The sequence below is a fragment of the Megasphaera vaginalis (ex Bordigoni et al. 2020) genome, from assembly GCF_900240295.1.
In the GTDB taxonomy this organism is placed as follows: domain Bacteria; phylum Bacillota; class Negativicutes; order Veillonellales; family Megasphaeraceae; genus Megasphaera; species Megasphaera vaginalis.
Genome location: NZ_OEQB01000005.1, coordinates 83,487 through 103,560 on the forward strand (window position 1 = coordinate 83,487; position 20,074 = coordinate 103,560).

Here is a 20,074-nt window from a genome sequence, read left to right on the forward strand (position 1 = left end):
CGAAAAATGAAAAAGCGAAATATCCTTTCTTCCCTATTGCTTGTTTCTTTTCTCATAACCTTCTGTTACCGCCTCTTACCGCCCATCGTTCATGAGATTACGGGCGTCGCCTTAGTCGTACTGACAGGCATGCATCTTTATTTCAATCGAAGCTGGCTCCGTTCTTTGGCCAAAGGACGCTATACGGCGAGACGTGTCCTCACGCTGACCGTCAATGCCGCGCTGCTTTCCTGCTTCATCGCCATCGTCGTTACGGGAACGATCATTTCCCATCATTTGTTTACGGGAGTCTATCCGTTATCGCTGGCAAGAAACTTGACAATACATCAACTTCACGTTTCTCGCCCTTATATGATGCTCATTCTGATCGGTATCCATCTCGGCCTGCATTGGCCCATGATCTGGCAGCAGTTGAAAACGCGCATGCATCTCGCTAACGAAGGCATCTGTCGTATTGCCGGTTATCTGGCTGTTGTCGCCTTCATAGCCCTCGGCGGCTGCAGCATATCGCTGAACCAGATCGCCGGGCGCATAATGGGCAAACACGTCTTCACGACGCCTGCCATCGGGTACGGTCTCGGCGTCTTTATTGCGTTGCTGCTGGCGTTTATCGCCATGAACGCCGTAATCGGTTACGCCTTGCATAAGGCTTTGTCCAAAAAGGCATGACCCTTTGCCTGACACAACATAGGAGAACCATTTGCGAAAGACCGGCGATCGGTAAAATACCGATCGCCGGTCTTTCGCTCGTCCTTACAATGCGCAGCGGGCAGCCTGTACAGCGGTGGTAAGCGCCTGGGCTGCCGCTACGCCGTCCGCCTCGACCCACCTCCCCCGTTCCGACTACCCCTCTCCCCGGGTCTGCCTATCTGCAATAAAACGCCTTTAACGTATCTCGCCCAACCAACAGCCTGATGCGAATCTATCGAAAAGACTGCTTTGACAAAATAGAATCGGCCTATTCCGGACATAGCGTAATCCGTCACATCCGGGACAGACCAATGGGCCGTTATTATTTAAAAAGACATTTGTTTGCGTTCATTGAACAATACAACGTTTTCCTTTATACTGGTAAAGACACTGTTCTCAAATAGTGATCAGATTATTTATCAGAGGGGGATGTACTAACATGTCAACACATTCAGGTTTCAACGCATTCATCATCGGCTTTGCCATGTTCGCCGTTTTCTTCGGCGCCGGCAATCTCGTTTTCCCGCCGCTCATCGGCCTTATGTCGGGAAGTTCCTGGGGCGTTTCCATTGTCGCCTTATCCATTTCGGCCATATTATTTCCCATCGCAACGATTATTGCCGTCGACAATATGGGCGGTACCTTAAGCGGTATCTGCGCCCCCGTAGCCAAATGGTTCACGAAAGCGTACATGATTTTATGGATTGTTTTTATCATGACCTGCGGCGTGCCGCGCCAGGCAGGCGTCGGCATCGAAAGCGGTATCCTCAGCATGTTCCCGACGGCACAGGGAAATGATACGATCCGCATTGCTTTGCTTGTTTTCTATTTTCTTGTCGTCATCGCCTTAACCTTACGCCCGTCAAAAATTGTCGACATTGTCGGTCAATACCTGACTCCGTTTCTGTTAATCTGCCTGGTCGTCATGATCGTCATCGCCATTGCACAGCCTCTCGGCACACCGTTGGCGCCGCAAATCGATAATGTGTTTGCCTATTCTTTTCTGCAAGGCTATCAAACCGGTGACGTTGCCGTCGGCATTGCCATCGCAGCAATGTTCATTGCTTCGATCAAGGATAAAGGGTATACGGATACGGCATCTCGCCACAAGATGACCTTAAAGGCCGCCGGCATCGCCTTTATCGGTCTGCTCATCGTTTACGGCGGTCTGCTCTACTTAGGCGCCACCGGCTCTTCTCTGTTCGACAGCAAAATGGATCAGACAGCCTTGCTGAACGGCCTCGTCCATTCGCTGACCGGTTCTCTCGGCAACGTTATTTTAGGGCTCGGCATCTTTCTGGCGTGTCTGACGACAACGCTCGGCGTCGGTTCAACCATTGCCAACTTGACTGTTGAACTGACAAACGGCGGCATCCGTTTTCGTCCGGCCATGTTTACGGTCTGCCTCTTGGGATTTTTGATGGCTTGTGCCGGCGTACAGGACATTATCCGCTACACGTTCTGGATTTTCATCACTATTTATCCGATTTCTATCGTCCTCATGCTCCTCGGCGTCTTCCATAACATGGTTCCCAACCACGGGGCCTGGAAAGGCGCCGTCACCATGTCGACGATAATCGGTCTCTACGAAGGGATGGCGCAGCTGAATAAGAGCCATATCACCGACTTACCCTTAGATACCCTGCAAGCCTTCTACGCTGCCTTGCCTTTTGCCGATAACGGGTTTGCCTGGTTTGTCCCGACGGCGATCGGCTTTATTATCGGCGCGTTGATTGTAAAGGCAACAGGCGGCAAAGCCTACCCCATGCTGTCAGATAAGCGCTGACCGTTACGTCAGCGAATACAATACCCGTTGAATCCAAGCGGCGAACATGGCGCTCACCGTCAGACGGCGGTCGTCGTACCCATGACCGGCAGGCAGCGTATCATAGTTCTGCAAAGCCTTCGTCTCATGAGCCGTCAGCTGATTCCACAAGGGTTCAATCATCTGTTCTGCCGGTGCAATATCATCTTGTGAAGCACCGATAAAATAAAGGTTGCGGTCTTTCACGTCTTCAAAGGCGTCCGAAATGGCCCAACCTTTTTTTGCGCACATTTTGGCGTCAGCCGCCAGCGCTTCGGCAGATTCCACGTTCATAACAGGCACACTTTCCCGAATCAGCTGATCCAAAGCCGCATCTCCGGCCTCAGCCCTGCCGGCCAGATCATACGGGGACATGACGGCAGTACCCTTGATCCACGATAAGCGCCGCGTCGCATTGACGGAGATAAACCCGCCCATACTGTGCCCGATAAAAAACAGTTTATCCCTGTCGACGTGATAGGTCTTCGCCGTTGACTCTTCATGCATCCACGACGCCGTCCGAACCGCATCGTCAATAGCCCCGGAAAACGTGTACCGGCCGCCGCTTCCCCAGCAGCCGCGGTAATACGGACTGACTACGACCAGACCGGCGCGGCGTAAATTCTGGGCCAAATCAAAGGTAGATGTGTAGCCCGGAAATCCGTGAAGCAAGACAATGCCAGGATAGACATCAACGGCAGCACCTCCCGGAATTAATACGGTGCCGAAAATGGACTCACCGTGATTTTCGAGAAAAAACCCCTCTGTTGACGCCGGCCTTTCCGGCAAGTGCTGCGGATCTTGTGAAATATACTGCAAATCTAGTGACATCAATACGTTCCCCCTAAATCAAAATTGGACTGAGAAAAACACAGTTCAACTATGATTATAAATGAAACGGCAGATTTTCCATAGTTTTTTATTACGTTACGCCAATAAACATTATTTTTTTCTCTATTACGTTCTTTTTATTCACAAGGTTCTTTAATTTGCAGCAGGAATTTATTTTGTATTTATTAATTCTTATTTGGAATCTAAATGAATTCGTTATATTTATTTTATATTCAGCATACGTGCGCTGTTCTCTTGCATAATCCGCATCTTTCTTGACCTCTTCATTATTCCGTGCTATGATTTCACGCATAAATCAATTCTTAAACAGAATTTAAATTATAAGTTATTAATTCTTTAAAAGAATTGTAACTTTTTTCTAACTGAATGAGAAGGGAGGTAGGCTTACTGCTTACAACTTTCAGTACGCAAAGGAGAGCATACGTTTTATGAAGAAAGTGAAAATCATCACATCTTATGAGGCGGCCCGGCTGGTACAGGATAACGACACCTTCACCTCAATCGGCTTTGTCGGCAGCGCCCATCCGGAAGCACTGACTAAAGCGTTGGAACGGCGCTTCTTGGAAACGGGACAACCGCGAAACATCACGTATATGTATGCCGGATCGCAAGGCAACCGAGACGGGCGCGGCGCAGAACATTTAGCCCACGAAGGGCTCATCAAACGGGCCATCATCGGCCATTGGGATACCATTCCCCAGATGGCCAAGCTGGCTGTCGAAAACAAGATTGAGGCCTATAATTTCTCGCAGGGAACGCTGTGTCATTGGTTTCGCGCCTTAGCCGGCGGCAAACTCGGCGTATTCACGGATATCGGTCTGGAAACGTATCTGGATCCGCGTCAGGACGGCGGCAAGCTCAACAGCCGCACGACAGAGGACTTGGTGCAATTACTGCAGATCAACGGTCAGGACCAGCTGTTTTATCCCTGTTTTCCGGTCAACATCGCATTCCTCCGCGGTACGTACGCCGATGAGCACGGTAATATTACGATGGAAGAGGAAATCGTTCCCTTGGAAAACACATCCGTTGCCCAAGCCGTCAAAAACAGCGGCGGCATCGTCGTCGTTCAAGTCAAGCGGGTCGTCTCCGGCGGCGATCTCGATCCCCGCCTGGTGAAAATTCCCGGCATTTACGTGGACGCTGTCGTTGTTGCCGAAGAAAAGGACCATCAACAAAGCTTTGACTGCGCTTACGACCCCACCTTGTCCGGCCAATGCCGAAATCCGTTCATCGCCGCCAACGCTATGATGCCCTTGAATGCAAAAAAAATAATCGGCAGAAGAGCGGCGCTCGAGCTGACAAACGGCGCCGTAGCTAATCTGGGTGTGGGCGCTCCCGAATACGTCGCCCTCGTTGCGGCGGAAGAAGGGATCGCCGACTCCATTACGCTGACCGTAGAAGGAGGCGCTATCGGCGGCGTACCGCAAGGCGGCGCCCGCTTCGGCGCTTCCATGAATCCGGAGGCCCTCATCGATCATCCGTATCAGTTCGACTTTTATGACGGCGGCGGCCTGACGATGGCCTTTCTCGGCTTGGCGCAGTGCGATCGGACAGGCAGCATTAACGTCAGCAAATTCGGTACGCATATCGCCGGCTGCGGCGGTTTTCCCAATATCGCCCAAAAGACGAAGCAAGTATATTTCTGCGGCACCTTTACGGCCGGCGGCTTAAAAATTGCGATAAAAGACGGGGCCTTGCAGATTCTCCAAGAAGGAAAAATGAAGAAATTCGTCAAGAACGTCGACCAGATCACCTTCAGCGGCCCTTACGCCGCACGTCAGCAAAGGCGAGTATTTTATATTACGGAGCGCTGTGTGTTCGAACTGACCGCCGCCGGGCTCCATCTGCTTGAAGTAGCGCCCGGCATTGACGTGAAACGCGATATTTTGGATCAAATGGAATTCACCCCCATCATCGATACATACAAAACGATGAATATAAAGATATTTGCAGAAGCCCTCATGGGACTAAAAAAATAAGGAGATTCCACCATGTACACACTTGGCATTGATATCGGTTCTTCCTCTTCAAAGGCCGTCTTGCTCAAAGACGGCAAGACGATCATCAGTGAAAAAGTAGTTGAAACCGGTACCGGTTCTGCCGGCCCGGAAAAGGTGCTGAAAGCGCTATTCGCCGAATCGAATCTGACCTTGGACGATATGAACGGCGTCATTGCTACCGGCTACGGCCGCTTCAACGTCGCAGAAGCCGACGGCGAAGTCAGCGAAATCACCTGTCATGCCAAAGGCGCCTTGTTTGAAAGTCCGAAAACCACGACGATCCTGGATATCGGCGGCCAGGATGTAAAGGCGATCAAACTGAACGGGCAAGGACTGGTCATGCAATTTGCCATGAATGACAAATGCGCCGCCGGTACGGGCCGCTTTCTGGACGTCATGTCGCGAGTTCTCGAAATCCCCATGGCCGACATGGGCGCCTGGTACTTCAAATCTAAAACACCGGCAAGGGTCAGCAGCACCTGTACCGTTTTTGCCGAATCAGAAGTCATTTCCCTGCTGTCCAAAAATATCCCGAAAGAAGATATCGTCGCCGGCGTCCATTTTTCCATTGCCAGTAAGGCCTGTGCCCTTGTCCGTCGCGTCGGCGTCGGTACCGAACTGACCATGACCGGCGGCGGCGCCCGCGATGCCGGACTCGTCGACGCTATCGCCAAAGAACTGGGCATACCCGTAAGCGTCGCCCCTCATCCGCAAGTTGTCGGCGCTCTCGGCGCCGCCCTGATGGCCTATGAAAAGCAAGTCCGCGGCTAACACGGCTTTACAGTTTACTTACGAAAGGAAGTCAATCACTATGAAAAAACCGTTACGCATGCATCACGTCGGAATCGTTCTTCCGACACTGCAAGATGCGAAAGAATTTATCAATCGCATGGGACTGGAAATCGATTATTCCGGTTACGTCCAAGCCTACCATGCCGATCTCATTTTCACGACAAAGGGAGAAAACAGCAGTCCCATTGAATTCATCATTCCTCACGAAGGCGTTCTCTGTGAATTCAACCACGGTAAAGGCGGCATTGCCCATCTGGCCTTTGAAGTGGAAGACGTCGAAGAAACGCGGCGCGAATACGAAGCGCAAGGCTATAAAATGTTGGAAAAAGCCGCAGTCCAAGGGACGGACGATATTATCGTCAATTTTATGCGCCCCAGCTACAACAACGGAATTCTCGTAGAATTCGTCCAGACCGTTGCCCCCATCAATCGTGAAACGGCAAACCCGTTCCAATCATTGCATCATTAAAGGAGAGATTGTCATGAGTGAAGATACCGCTGTAAATTTGGAAACCATGAGCGCCAAAGACGCCCTCGGCTACTTTCTGCCTAAGTTGGATGAAGACGCGCGCAACGCGAAGAAAGAAGGGCGTCTCGTTTGCTGGTCCGCCTCCGTTGCCCCGCCAGAATTCTGCGTAGCCATGGATATCGCCATGGTTTATCCCGAAACGCACGCCGCCGGCATCGGCGCCCGTCACGGCGCCCCTGATATGCTGGAAGTCGCCGAAAACAAAGGCTACAATCAGGATATCTGTTCCTATTGCCGCGTTAATATGGGCTATATGGAATTGCTGAAACAGCAGGCCATGACCGGCAAAACGCCGGAAAAACTGAAGAACTCCCCGGCTTCCGCCGTGCCCTTGCCGGACCTCATCATTACATGCAACAACATTTGCAACACCTTGTTGAAGTGGTATGAAAATCTGGCCAAAGAACTGCATATCCCCCTGATCACCATCGATGTCCCTTTCAACCATGAATACCCTGTCACACAGCACGCCAAAGACTACATCGTCGGGGAATTCAAACATGCTATCACCCAATTGGAAGCGATCTGCGGCCGTCCTTTTGACTACGACAAATTCTTTGAAGTACAAAAGCAGACGCAGCGATCCATCGCCGCCTGGAATAAAATCGCGTCTTTCTTGCAATACAAACCGTCTCCGTTAAACGGTTTTGACCTCTTCAACTTCATGGGACTCGCCGTCGCCGCCCGTTCTCTCGACTATGCGGAAATTACGTTCACAAAATTAGTCAAGGAACTGGAAGAAAAAGTCGCCCAACAGAAATGGGCTTTCGGCGATAACGAAAAAAGCCGTATAACCTGGGAAGGCATCGCTGTCTGGATCGCCTTGGGACATACGTTCAAAGAGTTAAAGGGCAAGGGATCGCTGATGACCGGTTCCGCCTATCCCGGCATGTGGGATGTTTCTTACGAACCGGGCAATCTCGAATCGATGGCCGAAGCCTATACGCGCACCTATATCAATTGTTGTCTCGAACGGCGCGGCGAAGTGCTGGAACAAGTCGTCTGTGACGGTAAATGCGACGGACTCATCATGCATCAGAACCGGAGCTGCAAAAACATGAGCCTCCTGAACAACGAAGGCGGTCAACGCGTGCAGAAAAATCTCGGCGTTCCCTATGTCATTTTTGACGGTGACCAGACCGATCCGCGCAATTTCAACGAAGCGCAGTTTGATACGCGCGTCGAAGCCTTAGCCGAAATGATGGCCGATCAAAAAGCACAAGGAGGAAATCACTAATGAGCCACATTGATGAACTTATCAGCAAATTGGAAACTATATCAAACCACCCGCAAGCTGCCGTCTTGTCCTATAAGCGGAATACCGGCAAAGGGCTCGTCGGCGTCATGCCCTACTATGCCCCCGAAGAAATCGTCTATGCCGCCGGCTATCTCCCTGTCGGCATGTTCGGCGCGCAAAAGCCGGCAATCGCCGCCGCGCGAACCTATCTGCCGCCCTTTGCCTGTTCGCTGATGCAGGCCGATATGGAATTACAACTCAACGGCACCTATGACTGCCTCGACGCCGTTCTCTTCTCCGTGCCTTGCGACACGCTCCGCTGCATGAGTCAAAAATGGCACGGCAAAGCGCCGGTCATCGTCTTTACACAGCCCCAGAACCGTAAGATCCGCGCCGCCGTCGACTTTTTGAAAGCCGAATACGCCCATGTCCGCCGCGAACTGGAACGGATTCTGCAAGTCAAGATCAGCGACTTGGCCTTGCAAAAGGCCATTCATATTTATAACGAAAACCGCCGCACAATGCGTGAATTCTGCGACGTTGCCGCGCAGTACCCGCAAATTTTCACACCGGCCAAACGCCATGCCGTTATCAAAGCCCGCTGGTTTATGGATAAAGCCGAACATACAGCGCTCCTGCGCCAACTCATCGATGCCGTAAAAAAAGAACCGGTACAGCCCTGGAAAGGAAAAAAGGTTATTCTTTCCGGCATCATGGCCGAACCGAATGAATTTCTCGATATCTTCAGCGAATTCAACATCGCCGTCGTCGCCGACGATCTGGCACAGGAATCCCGGCAATATCGCAACGACGTTCCTGCCGGCATTGATCCGCTGGAACAGCTGGCACAATGGTGGCAAGATTTCGACGGCTGCCCGCTGGCGATGAATACCGACAAGCCGCGCGGCCAGATGATCATCGACATGGCCAAAAAATGCGACGCAGACGCCGTCGTCATCTGCATGATGCGTTTTTGTGATCCCGAAGAATTCGACTACCCCATTTACAAAACCGAATTTGAAGAAGCGGGCCTTCGTTATACGGTAATCGACGTCGACCTCGAATCTCCGTCACTGGAACAGGTCCGTACCCGCCTTCAAGCCTTCTCGGAAATACTTTGACCGATGCGGCGTAAACCGGACATACCGGTGTATCTAAATTGACGCACATACGTAAGGAGGACTGTATTATGGATTTTGCTGTAAGAGAACTGGATCAGGATATCGTAAAATTAGCCGCCGACTTTGCGGAAAAGCGCCTGGCGCCGACAGTCAAAGAACGGGACGAAAAAGAGGTTTTCGACCGCAAGCTGATCGACGAAATGGGCGAACTCGGCCTGCTCGGCATTCCTTATGAAGAGGAATACGGCGGCGTCGGCGCAGACTTTCTCAGCATGGCGATGGCATGCGAAGAAATTTCCAAGACAGACCCGTCTATCGGCCTGAGTTTCGAAGTGCACACAACGCTTTGCTCCTGGCCGATTTGGAAATTCGGGACGGAAGAACAGAAACAGAAATTTTTAAAACCCTTGGCAAGCGGTGAAAAACTGGGCGCCTTCGGCCTGACCGAACCGAATGCCGGTACCGATGCGCTGAACGGCTCTACGACAGCCGTCAAAGACGGTGATTCTTATATTTTGAACGGTTCCAAGGTTTTCAATACGAATGGCGGCGAAGCGGAAATCACCGTTGTCTTCGCGGCTACGGACAAGACCAAAGGCGCCAAAGGCATGAGCGCTTTTATCGTGGAAAAAGGAACGCCCGGCTTCACGTACGGCAAAAAAGAAGTGAAAATGGGAATTCACGGCTCCGTCCAACGCGAGTTAATCTTCCAAGATGTCAAAATTCCGGCAGCCCATCTCCTCGGCAAAGAAGGGGAAGGATTCAAAATCGCCATGATGACCCTTGACGGCGGCCGCGTCGGCGTCGGCGCACAGGCGCTCGGCATTGCCGAAGGCGCCTTTCACCACGCGCTCACCTATGCCACCGAACGGGTGCAGTTCGGCAAACCGATTGCGAAATTTCAAGCAGTCAGCTTTCTCCTGGCCGATATGAAAGCTAAGATTGAAGCCGCCCGTTATCTCGTTTACAAAGCGGCCTACAGTATGAATCAGGGAGGCTCGTACAGCATGGATGCCGCTATCGCCAAAAAGGTGGCCTCCGACGTGGCCATGCAGGTAACAACCGACGCCGTACAGATTTTCGGCGGCTACGGATTCACTCGGGAATATCCGGTTGAACGCTACATGCGCGACGCCAAGATCACGCAGATTTACGAAGGCACGACGCAAGTACAGCAAATGGTTATCTCCGGCGCACTGCTTCGATAAGCGCGTCGGCAACAAAAGACCTATGGACACGACAGAACCCGTGCCATAGGTCTTTTGTTACCGGCAACTATTTCTATTTTTCTTTACCTTTCGAGCAACACGGGCCACGTAAACTTGCCGCGTCAGACGCCGCTCCGACAGCATCGCGCCCCTGAAGTTGAACGAAACGGCCACAGCCTGCACGGCAGTAAAACGGATGCGCACCTGCTGCCGCCATTTTCGAAAAACCGATTTTCCGCTACTCGATCAGGCTGATATCGTATGCCCCTAAAGACGCTTTCAAAACGTCATCGGCCACCTCATGATTCCGGTCCATATACACTTCAACGAAATGCTTATCACGCCGTACCGCCACGTCGGAAACACCGGAAACGGCCATGACGGCAGTACGCAAATCAGCAACAGCCGCATTCGACATGTAATCAAAAAACTGCAGCTTCATGACCTTGTAATCGAGGCGCTCTATCTTGAAAATAACAGGCCGTGTCCCGTCAGAACAACAGGCGATCATGACATGTTCGTCCTTCATCCAGCCGCGCATGACAGCGCCGCCCTGCAGGCCCGTATAAATGTACCGTGAAATGGCATCCCATGCCTCCGAACAATGCGGTTTTACCGGACCGCCGGCAACGGTATTCTCGTCGGCAATACTCTGTTGTAACGAACGAATCCCCATACGCCAGAAATCATCCTGCGTCCCGTACCGCTCAAAGAGGAACACATCGCCCACATTATAACAAGGACAGACGCCGGCATCAGGATCGGCGCAATAGGCCTCCTGCAAATTAGGGTATAACTTCTTGTCAATGACCGTAACCTTTACCTTGTACTGCATCAGACCGCCCCCTTGTACGGAAACTCCCTTATTGCATTCAATACGGTGCATTGGCCGCTTTTATCATAAGCTGCCAGACACGCTGTTTGCTACCTCTATTATCCTATTAAACCCGAAACAGTTCAAGTGCCTTGGAAGCGCATGGCCGTCATATAGCTGCACGCCTGAAGCGATCAGACCGCTTCGCCGCCCGCTTAAATGATCATCGCTTCCCAACAGCCACGCCGCCAACCGCTCGGTAAGGCAGATGGCGGAAAGGAAAAACAGGGCCCGGCAGCCGCTGCCGACGCCAGGCCCTGTAAACCTGTTTCGCCCATCGCCCCGATACCGTTTACGCTCCTTGATAAATCAATTCAATTAATTTCATCGTCATATCGTATGATTTCTTCAGACTTTGAACGGGCAGGAATTCGTATTTGGAATGGAAGTTCAACGCACCGGTAAAGTAATTCGGCGTCAAAATCCCCTTGGTAGAAATGAAGGAGCCGTCCGTACCGCCTCGCATGGCAATTGTCTTAGGCGTAATATGCAATTCCTTCATTGCCGCATAAATGTAGTCTATCGCCTTATGGTTTTCATCAGTAACGGCATCGGCAATATTCCCATACGTATCGCTTATTACGCATTCCACGGTTGCACGCGGTTCTCGGGATCGCAACGTTTCTACATGCCGTAAAATCCGCTCCTTCTTTTCTTCGTATTTGTCCTTATGATGATCTCTGATATTCAGATGAACTACCGCTTTGGATTGATTGGACTCTATCTGTTGACACCATATATACCCTTCTTTCCCTTCCGTGCACTCCGGCGTCTCCCTTCTGTCAAACATATTGACAAAATCACACGCCAATAATGTCGGGTTGACCAATACGCCTTTTGCACTCATCGGATGAGCCGAAACGCCGTAAATCGTCACTTCCGCCGAACCGGCATTAAACGTTTCATATACAACTTCTCCCACTTCGCAGGAGTCTATCGTATACGCGAAATCGACAGGGAATTTTTCATAGTCCATATTCTTGGAGCCGAAAAGTCCGCACTCTTCATCGGGGACAAATGCAACATATATATCGCCATGATATATCGTCCGATCGGCGGACAACGTTTCCAAAGCCGTCATAATATTGGCGATGGCCGCTTTATTATCTGCGCCGAGAACGCTCGTCCCATCGGAAGTAATGATATCCTGACCGACGTACGGCAGCAGTTCCGGATGTTCTTCCACCTTCATGACGATGTGGGCGTCCTGATTCAGGACAATGTCCTTTCCATCGTATGTTTCCGTTAGCTTAGGCCGTACCAGCGGGGAAAGATCGACATCTACCGTATCTACGTGCGCACAAAACCCGACAGCCGGAATGACGGCCGCGCTGCCGTCCGGCACATTGGCCGGCAATTTCCCAGTCAAAACGCCATACGGGCTGATTTCCAAATCAACAACACCCAACGACGCGCATTCATCGCGCAAGGTCTTCACCATATCCCATTGCGACGCCGTGCTGGGCACTTTGCTCCCACCATTGAACTTACTTTGAGAGGGAATTTGCACATATTTCCAAAAACGATTCCGTAACCTGTTTTCTATCGAATTCATCTGTTTCTCTCCTATCCAATCCTTAGAACATGCTGCGCGGATAACTATAATCGGCTTGGAATCCGAGAGGAATGCCTAAGCCCCAGAACAAATACAACATGATGGTTAAGACGATCAACAGCGCGATCGTATAGGGCAGCATCAGACTGCTCAACGTCCCGACGCCGGTGTTCTTGCAAAATTTCTGGCAATAAATAATGATCAGCGGATAAAAGGCAAACATCGGCGTGCAAACGTTGACAGCCGAATCACTGACACGAAACGCGCATTGCGTCAATTCGGGCGCAATACCGACAGACATCAGCATGGGCACGAAGATGGGCGCCAAAATGGCCCACTTTGCCGAAGCCGAGGTAATAATCAAGTTCAGGAACGCAACAAATACAATGACGCCAAAAACTGTAACTTGCGGCGGCAAGGCCAAGGATTTCAAAAACTCCGCTCCCGATACGGCCAACAAGGCTCCCAAGTTAGAAGCGCCGAAGGCATACATGAATTGAGCCGCAAAAAAATAAAAGACGATAAGCTGAATCAAGGTCTTGGTTATTTCTTCCATGGAGTGCGTAAAATCCTGGGAGCTTCTGAACTTACCGCTAATCACGCCATACACGATACCGGTAACGGCAAAAAGCAAGAATATGATCGCAACGATAGACTGCATAACAGGCGCTTTAAAACTGGCTATATTCCCGGCAGGATCCCGCAGAATGGAATTCTCCGGCAGCAAAGCGACTGCCAGACCCACCAACATAGCGATCAGAACGAAGCTGGCCACATAAAAAGCTTTATTTTCTCTTGGCGTGATTACCGTCAATTCTTCGCTCGAAAGATCCATATCTTCATTAAGCGGACACGCTTTCCGGCACCAAGGTTCCGTTATCTTTTCCGTAACCCACCAACAGGAAAGGATGACGGCAAACGTAGATCCGAAAGCAAAAAAGTAATTGCATAACACATTAACTTCATAAGCCGGATCAATAATCTGAGCCGCCAATTGAGTAAATCCCTGTATAACGGGATCAATAGCCGAAGGCGTATAGTTTGCCGCAAACGCGCCGGCAATACCGGCAAAGGACGCCGCCACACCTGCCAGCGGGTGTTTTCCGGACGCGTAAAACAAATATGCCGCAATAGGGATAATAATCATGTACCCGCTATCCGGCGCGATATGACTCAACATGCCTACGACGATGACAATGGGCGTCAGCAAAAATTTAGGCGTAACGGATAAAATCTTTTTGAGTCCCGTATTAATGAACCCGGATCCGTCGGCAATGCCGATCCCTAAGGTCGCGACAATGACCATGCCCAGCGGCGGGAAAGACACGTAGTTTTGAACCATTTTCGTCATTAACGTGACCAAGGCGGTTCCGCTTAACATATTATTAATTTCAATAACTTTACCGTTCGCCGGATTTACATAGGAAAACGTGACCTGCGATAACGCTGCCGAAATAATACACGTAATAAAAAAGGCGGCAATAAACAGCATCGTTATATCGGGAATTTTATTTCCTATCCGCTCGATCCAACCTAAAAACCCACCAACTTCCGCCGTCTTCACACTTGTCGAATTACTGTCCGTCATTCTTCATCATCCTTTCATGGAAATAGAGTGTCTTTCATGTACTGCTAAATATAATAAATGCCCATTTTTGCACAGGCCTTTTATATTGCCCTTGCATTTGTGAAAACAAGGTCCCGGCACACGCGTATCGTCCCTCCATCTTCGTAAAGCCGCCTGCTCACCGCAAAGGCTTAGCCAACCAGAAAACCCGCCGACAGCAGGACGCTGCCGCGAAAACGGCGAAATGAAGAGTTTGCCTTTCAACTATAACGCAAACATATGTCCATTGTCAACGGATTTTGCGGCTGGGACGTGCGTTTTTGAAAAGACGGTCTTATCCTGAGGATATAAAACGCATCACGATTGCCTCTCAAGACGAAAAAAAATACGGACAGCTCTCCTTGAGAACTGTCCGTATTTTTTTCTCCGTCATTTCTTCGGCGGCATGTGAATCGTTCTGTTCAATACATCCAACGCGGCTTCCCGCACTGCTTCCGTCACCGTCGGATGTGAATGAATGGTGGAAATCAATTCGTCTACCGTCGCTTCCAAACGAATCGCCAGCGCACCTTCGCTGATCAGATCCGTTGCCCGCGGACCGATGATCTGCATTCCCAGGATCTTCTTGTACTTCGGCGTCGTCAATATCTTGACCAACCCTTCGCCGCCGTTCAGGATCATCGCCTTGCCGTTGCCCATGATCGGGAACGTGCCGACAAGATATTCAATTCCCTGCGCCTTTGCATCCTTTTCCGTCAAACCGACAACGGCCGCTTCCGGCGCAACGTATACACAAGTCGGATTCGTCGTTTCGTTATAGTAAACGCGATGGCCGCAAGCCGTTTCCGCCGCCACCTCTCCCATGGCCGACGCCGTATGCGCGAGCCGCACTTTATCGAAAACACAGTCCCCGATAGCGTACACATTGAAAATGTTCGTTTCCATACTGTCCGTCACGATAATTTGGCCCCGTATATGCTTGATCCCGCAAGCGTCCAGATCAAGATCGGCCGTATTGGCCTTGCGCCCGGTCGCCACCAAAATCTTATCCGCTTGCAGCGTCAGTTCCGTACCGTCGGCGCGTTTACAACAAACGCGATTTCCTTCAATGGACTGTACGGGAGAGGCAACATGAAAGCGAACGCCTATTTTCTCCATATTCTTGACGGCGATATCCGTAATATCCGAATCCAGCATCGGCAAAACCTGTTCCGCCGCTTCGACAACGTCGACTTGCGTTCCGAATGCGGCGTAGGCACAGGCCAGTTCCATCCCGATAACGCCGCCGCCGATAACAATCATGGACGACGGCAGCTCTGTCAGTGCCAAGGCGCCGGTCGAATCGAGACAATACGGGGACTCCTTCAACCCCGGAATAGGCGGCACATCATTTATCGACCCCGTTGCGATAATAAACGCGTCGCCCTTCATCCGCTCCGTCGTGCCGTCAACTTTTTTCAGGGCCAATTTGCCGGGACCGGTGAAGGCTGCCGCCCCTTCGACGATATCAATGCCATAGCTTGCCAGTAGGGAGCGAATACTGTCTCCCATTTTTTTGGCAATATCATTTTTATGGTTCATGACCTGTCCAAAATCGACGGACAGATTATCCGCTTTAATGCCGACGGCAGGTCCTTCCTTGCGCATCGTTTCCAGCAATTCGGCGCTGTGGAGCAGGCATTTCGTCGAAATGCAACCGATATTCACACAGGTCCCGCCAATACGCTCCCGTTCGATCAGGGTAACAGCCGAACCCATTTGCGCCGCGCGGATCGCCGCCACATAACCGCCAGGCCCGCCGCCGATAACAACAATTCGTCTTTTCGTATCACTCATGTCAACACCTCCAATTCCCGCCGTTCCTACGCTAAGAGAAGCCATGGATTTTCCAGCAATTCAGCGATCCGATCCAAGAACTTCGCCGCCATCATACCGTCAATAACGCGGGGATCCGCCGTCAGGGAAAGGTTCATCAACGGCTTGAAAATGATTTCTCCGCCAACGCTTCTGACTGGCGTATCCACAATGGCACAGACCCCGAGAATAGCCAATTCCGGCTGATTGATAATCGGACTGAACGAAGTAATGCCGTACGCGCCCAAATTCGTAATGGTAAAGGTGCCGCCGCTGATATCGTCGACACCGATCTGCTCATTGCGCACGGCGGCAACGAGCCGTGCTGCCTCGTTGGCAAGGTCCGTCAGTGTCCGCTGTTCACAATTCTTAACATTGGGAATAATCAGACCATCATCTTTGGCTACGGCCAATCCCATATTGATGTAACGGTGCCGGGTCAGCATATTGTCTTCGAAGCTGGCGTTCACATCGGGAAAATCCTGCAAGGCCTTCGTCACGACATACATCAGTATATGATTGTACTGGATCCGGACGGCGCCCTGCATACTCTCGTTCAACTTGCGACGCATCTCCTTGATTGCCGTCACATCGACGCTGTGATTATATGTAATAACCGGCGAAGTCTGCCATGAGGCCACCATGTTTTCGGCAATCGTCTGCCGCCGCGGCGCAACCTTCGTCTTATCTTCCGTCACCTTTTTCGCCGCTTTTACCGTATCTTCCGTCGCCTTCGCCATGGCCGCCTCCTTGACGTCCGCCTCCATGACACGCCGTCCGTGATAAAGGACATCGACATCGACATGCAGGTCCTTCGCCAACTTGGCTGCCATGGGCGACACTTTGCCGGGAATCGCTTCAATGCCCTGATATTCCCCCTGATCCGAGACCACGTCCGACGCCGCCACAGCGCCGTCATTCAACAAAATGCCGCTGCGCTGCAACAGCGCCCCGATATCTTCGCCTTTTTCTCCGATAACGGCAAGCGGCGCCGAGGTTGCTGCCACTTCGCCGTCAGAAACAAGGATTTTCAGCAAATACCCTGCTTCATCATCTCTCGCCTGAATAGTATTGGTCGCTCCCGCCGATTCGACAACGGCCAGCTCTTCGCCGGCACGCACCATATCGCCTTCGCCCTTGAGCCATGCGCCGATCTTTCCCTTTGTCACCGTCAGCCCCAACTGGGGCATCACTACGATTTTAGCCATGTCTTGTCCTCCCCTCATCGGTATAAAAACGCCTGTTTATCCTCAGTGCCTGACCGGCAGATAACGGTCCGGCCAATTACGAAACGACGGCAGAAATAAGCAGCCCACAAGAAGGCCGGCTTCGCATCAACCTGTTGTACCGGACTGCCTCAATCAGAACCGGTTAATCATCCCGAATCATTCCATCGGCACAGCGCTGTCTTCATTTTAAGTTTTCCTCGTTTTTTATTGTAATTAAAATGAAATCGCAAATATTTTCTTATCTTATACGTCATATTTTATTCTATTTCTTTATGTTTTCATAGTCCTTTCTCAATAAAAAAAGGCGACAGCGAGACTTGCCGTCACGCAATCGCCCTCACGGTTCCCATAGAGTACTGACCGTCCTTTTCTTTTTTTACCGGCAACCCCGGCGTATCCGTATTGACAAGCGTCTGCTACGCCGATTGTCACGTCTTCAGTACACGGACGGTAGATGGCTGCCTTCCCTGCGGCATCCATGCCAATATCGTGCAGCAGAAGATACCGGCAACGATTACCGTAAGCATTGGCCAAGGCGTATGATTATTAATCAGACCGAGAAAAAACGTTGAAACAATGCCGCTGCCGTATTGCAGCGATCCGATCAGCGCCGCTGCGGTTCCGGCCTTATCGCCGACATGGTCCAACGCCGCCGTTGAACAAGCGGCAATGATCCCGTTCATGGAAAACATCAGGATAATTGCCCCGACAACACCGTAAACGCCTAACAGTGTTGTTTTCACGAAAAAGACCAGTAACACAACAGCCAGCGACGCTATGCCCGTAGAATATTTCAACAAAACATCCAGCGTATACAGGCGTAAGAGGTGGCGATTGAAAAAACTGACGACCATAACGCCGATAACATTTAAGCCGAACAGCAATCCGTAATATACCTCAGGTATGCCATAATATGTAATGTACATGAACGGCGTACCTGCTATTACCGCGTAGGCGGCCATGTAGAACATCGCTATGCATAAGGTGTATTTCATAAACGTAAAATCTTTTATCAACATGCCGTATATGTTAAAAACATGGCGCATAGATGTACTTTGCCGCCTGTTTTCGGGCAAGGTTTCAGGAAGGACATGAATCATCAAGCCAATCGCCGCGCCAATACAAGCAACGGCATAAAAAATTATTTGCCATGAGAACGTGACGACAATGATGCCGCCCAGCAAAGGTCCGGCAATCGGCGCAACGGCCATGATCATCGTCAATAACGACAGTTTATCGGCCGCTTCCTTTGCTGTACAGACATCTCTGATCATCGCCCGCGATAACATGGGACCGACACAGGCGCCTGTCGCTTGAAATACACGCCAGCATACAAGCTCGGGCATGGATGTGGACATTGCGCAGCCGACAGTTCCTAAAACAAAAATAACGGAACCTGCGATTAAAGGCTTAATTCTCCCAATCTTATCGCTGATAGGCCCCCAAACCAGCTGCGCTATCATAAATCCCAGCAAATATCCTGTAATCGTAAACTCTGAACCGGCCCCCAGCTCTCCGGCCATCACCGGCAAAGCCGGCAGATAGACATCTGTCGCGAGAGAATTGACTGCCATAAAAGCGCTTAGGACGATTAAAAACATAACTTCCGCTGTTTTAGACGTGAATTTTTCCATATAAATCTAATCATCATCCTTTCTGAATCCTTTCTGAAAACCAAAGGACCTTTCTCCTTTCAGGCGATAAAAATACTCTCTTTATTCATATTTCCGCCAAAGGCGGTCTTAAACAAAGAGAGTATCGCTTACGCCTGAAAAGATTTTCTATCTTAGCGCGCCGTTAAACTCGCGACATGAACCACTCTACCGTTTCCGGATCTGCGTGGCTAAAGAAAAGGCTTTGAGCCCGATCCAAGGCATCAATGGCAGCCATATCGCCGTCAGACAAGGTGAAATCAAAGACGTTGAAATTCTCTTCCATCCTGTCCTTATGAACGGATTTGGGAATAACGACAACATCCCGTTGCAATAAAAACCGAAGCGCCACCTGAGCAACCGTCTTGTGATATCGTTGACCAATGTCCTGTAACGCCGGATTGGTGAAGAAATCATTTCTCCCTTCTGCAAAGGGCCCCCATGATTCGATCTGACATTGATATTTTTTCAAATATCGTTGCGCCACTTTTTGCTGCTGAAAAACATGGGTTTCTATTTGATTGACGGCCGGTTTTATTTGCGCGAAATGCTGCATGTCAATAAATCTGTCCGGCGCGAAATTAGATACGCCGATCGCTCGGACCTGTCCTTTTTTTACGGCTTCTTCCATCGCTCTGTAGGTTCCGTAATAATCGCCAAAGGGCTGGTGAATGAGCAACAAATCGATATACGGACTTTGTAATTTCTCGAGTGACTCTTGAATGGAATTGCGGGCTTTTTCATACCCTGCATTCGTAATCCAAACCTTGGTCGTAATAAAAAACTCTTCCCGAGGTAACCCCGATGCGGCCAACGCCCGTCCCACACCGGATTCGTTCCGATAAGCCTGCGCCGTATCGATACTGCGATAGCCTATACGGATGGCATCTGCTACGGCCCTTTGCGTTTCTTCAGCCGGCGTTTGATATACCCCATACCCTAACTTCGGCATTTTAATTCCGTTATTCAGCGTTACATATTCCATGGCAAATTCCTCCTCTGAAAGCAACCCTTCGTTTCATGCTTGTATTTTACAACGGTCGATACTGCGTGTACACTATACATAATGAATTGTAGTTTTCATTTTATGAAACCTAAACTACGAGG

16 protein-coding genes are annotated in these 20,074 nt (G+C 50.6%); 8 read left to right on the forward strand and 8 right to left on the reverse strand.

Going from position 1 to position 20,074, the window contains the following annotated elements:
* The first annotated feature begins 6 nt into the window (after nt 1-6).
* Both C0977_RS07540 and C0977_RS07545 read left to right on the forward strand, forming a co-directional pair.
* On the forward strand, nt 7-669 hold the full coding sequence (locus C0977_RS07540) for a DUF4405 domain-containing protein (RefSeq protein ID WP_101912962.1): 663 nt from the start codon (nt 7-9) through the stop codon (nt 667-669).
* 460 nt (nt 670-1,129) lie between these two features.
* Complete coding sequence (locus tag C0977_RS07545; RefSeq protein ID WP_101912963.1) at nt 1,130-2,476, forward strand: branched-chain amino acid transport system II carrier protein; 1,347 nt, start codon at nt 1,130-1,132, stop codon at nt 2,474-2,476.
* Between the two features lie 3 nt (nt 2,477-2,479).
* On the opposite strand, the gene C0977_RS07550 is transcribed toward C0977_RS07545, so the two are convergent.
* Complete coding sequence (locus C0977_RS07550; RefSeq protein ID WP_101912964.1) at nt 2,480-3,325, reverse strand: alpha/beta hydrolase; 846 nt, start codon at nt 3,323-3,325, stop codon at nt 2,480-2,482.
* A gap of 449 nt (nt 3,326-3,774) precedes the next feature.
* On the opposite strand from C0977_RS07550, the gene C0977_RS07560 reads away from it, so the two are divergent.
* From C0977_RS07560 to C0977_RS07585, 6 genes are all read left to right on the forward strand, one after another.
* Nucleotides 3,775-5,328 (forward strand): acyl CoA:acetate/3-ketoacid CoA transferase, encoded by a 1,554-nt coding sequence (locus C0977_RS07560; RefSeq protein ID WP_101912966.1) that lies wholly within the window; start codon nt 3,775-3,777, stop codon nt 5,326-5,328.
* Between the two features lie 12 nt (nt 5,329-5,340).
* Nucleotides 5,341-6,120 (forward strand): acyl-CoA dehydratase activase, encoded by a 780-nt coding sequence (locus C0977_RS07565; protein WP_101912967.1) that lies wholly within the window; start codon nt 5,341-5,343, stop codon nt 6,118-6,120.
* 40 nt (nt 6,121-6,160) lie between these two features.
* Nucleotides 6,161-6,610 (forward strand): VOC family protein, encoded by a 450-nt coding sequence (locus tag C0977_RS07570; RefSeq protein WP_101912968.1) that lies wholly within the window; start codon nt 6,161-6,163, stop codon nt 6,608-6,610.
* A gap of 13 nt (nt 6,611-6,623) precedes the next feature.
* Complete coding sequence (locus C0977_RS07575; protein WP_101912969.1) at nt 6,624-7,907, forward strand: 2-hydroxyacyl-CoA dehydratase subunit D; 1,284 nt, start codon at nt 6,624-6,626, stop codon at nt 7,905-7,907.
* The gene (locus C0977_RS07580) at nt 7,907-9,028 is read left to right on the forward strand and encodes a 2-hydroxyacyl-CoA dehydratase subunit D (RefSeq protein WP_101912970.1); all 1,122 of its coding nucleotides are present in this window, start codon (nt 7,907-7,909) and stop codon (nt 9,026-9,028) included. The genes C0977_RS07575 and C0977_RS07580 overlap by 1 nt, the downstream gene beginning before the upstream one ends.
* A 68-nt stretch (nt 9,029-9,096) precedes the next feature.
* Nucleotides 9,097-10,236 carry an acyl-CoA dehydrogenase gene (locus C0977_RS07585; RefSeq protein ID WP_023052606.1) on the forward strand — a complete coding sequence of 380 codons (1,140 nt, stop codon included), beginning with the start codon at nt 9,097-9,099 and terminating at the stop codon, nt 10,234-10,236.
* A 238-nt stretch (nt 10,237-10,474) separates the two neighbouring features.
* On the opposite strand, the gene C0977_RS07590 is transcribed toward C0977_RS07585, so the two are convergent.
* From C0977_RS07590 to C0977_RS07620, 7 genes are all read right to left on the reverse strand, one after another.
* Entirely contained in the window at nt 10,475-11,071 is a 597-nt protein-coding gene (locus C0977_RS07590; RefSeq protein ID WP_101912971.1) for a TIGR04076 family protein, read from the reverse strand.
* Nucleotides 11,072-11,402: 331 nt separating this feature from the next.
* The gene (gene pepT / locus C0977_RS07595; protein WP_023052674.1) at nt 11,403-12,665 is read right to left on the reverse strand and encodes a peptidase T; all 1,263 of its coding nucleotides are present in this window, start codon (nt 12,663-12,665) and stop codon (nt 11,403-11,405) included.
* A 22-nt stretch (nt 12,666-12,687) separates the two neighbouring features.
* A complete protein-coding gene (locus tag C0977_RS07600; protein WP_101912972.1) occupies nt 12,688-14,253 on the reverse strand; it encodes an AbgT family transporter in 1,566 nt (521 codons plus the stop codon).
* 408 nt (nt 14,254-14,661) lie between these two features.
* Entirely contained in the window at nt 14,662-16,068 is a 1,407-nt protein-coding gene (gene lpdA / locus C0977_RS07605; protein ID WP_200814246.1) for a dihydrolipoyl dehydrogenase, read from the reverse strand.
* Between the two features lie 26 nt (nt 16,069-16,094).
* Entirely contained in the window at nt 16,095-17,294 is a 1,200-nt protein-coding gene (locus C0977_RS07610) for a dihydrolipoamide acetyltransferase family protein (RefSeq protein WP_159459045.1), read from the reverse strand.
* Between the two features lie 449 nt (nt 17,295-17,743).
* Complete coding sequence (locus C0977_RS07615; RefSeq protein ID WP_101912975.1) at nt 17,744-18,949, reverse strand: multidrug effflux MFS transporter; 1,206 nt, start codon at nt 18,947-18,949, stop codon at nt 17,744-17,746.
* 163 nt (nt 18,950-19,112) lie between these two features.
* Complete coding sequence (locus tag C0977_RS07620; RefSeq protein ID WP_101912976.1) at nt 19,113-19,952, reverse strand: aldo/keto reductase; 840 nt, start codon at nt 19,950-19,952, stop codon at nt 19,113-19,115.
* Between the last annotated feature and the right edge of the window lie 122 nt (nt 19,953-20,074).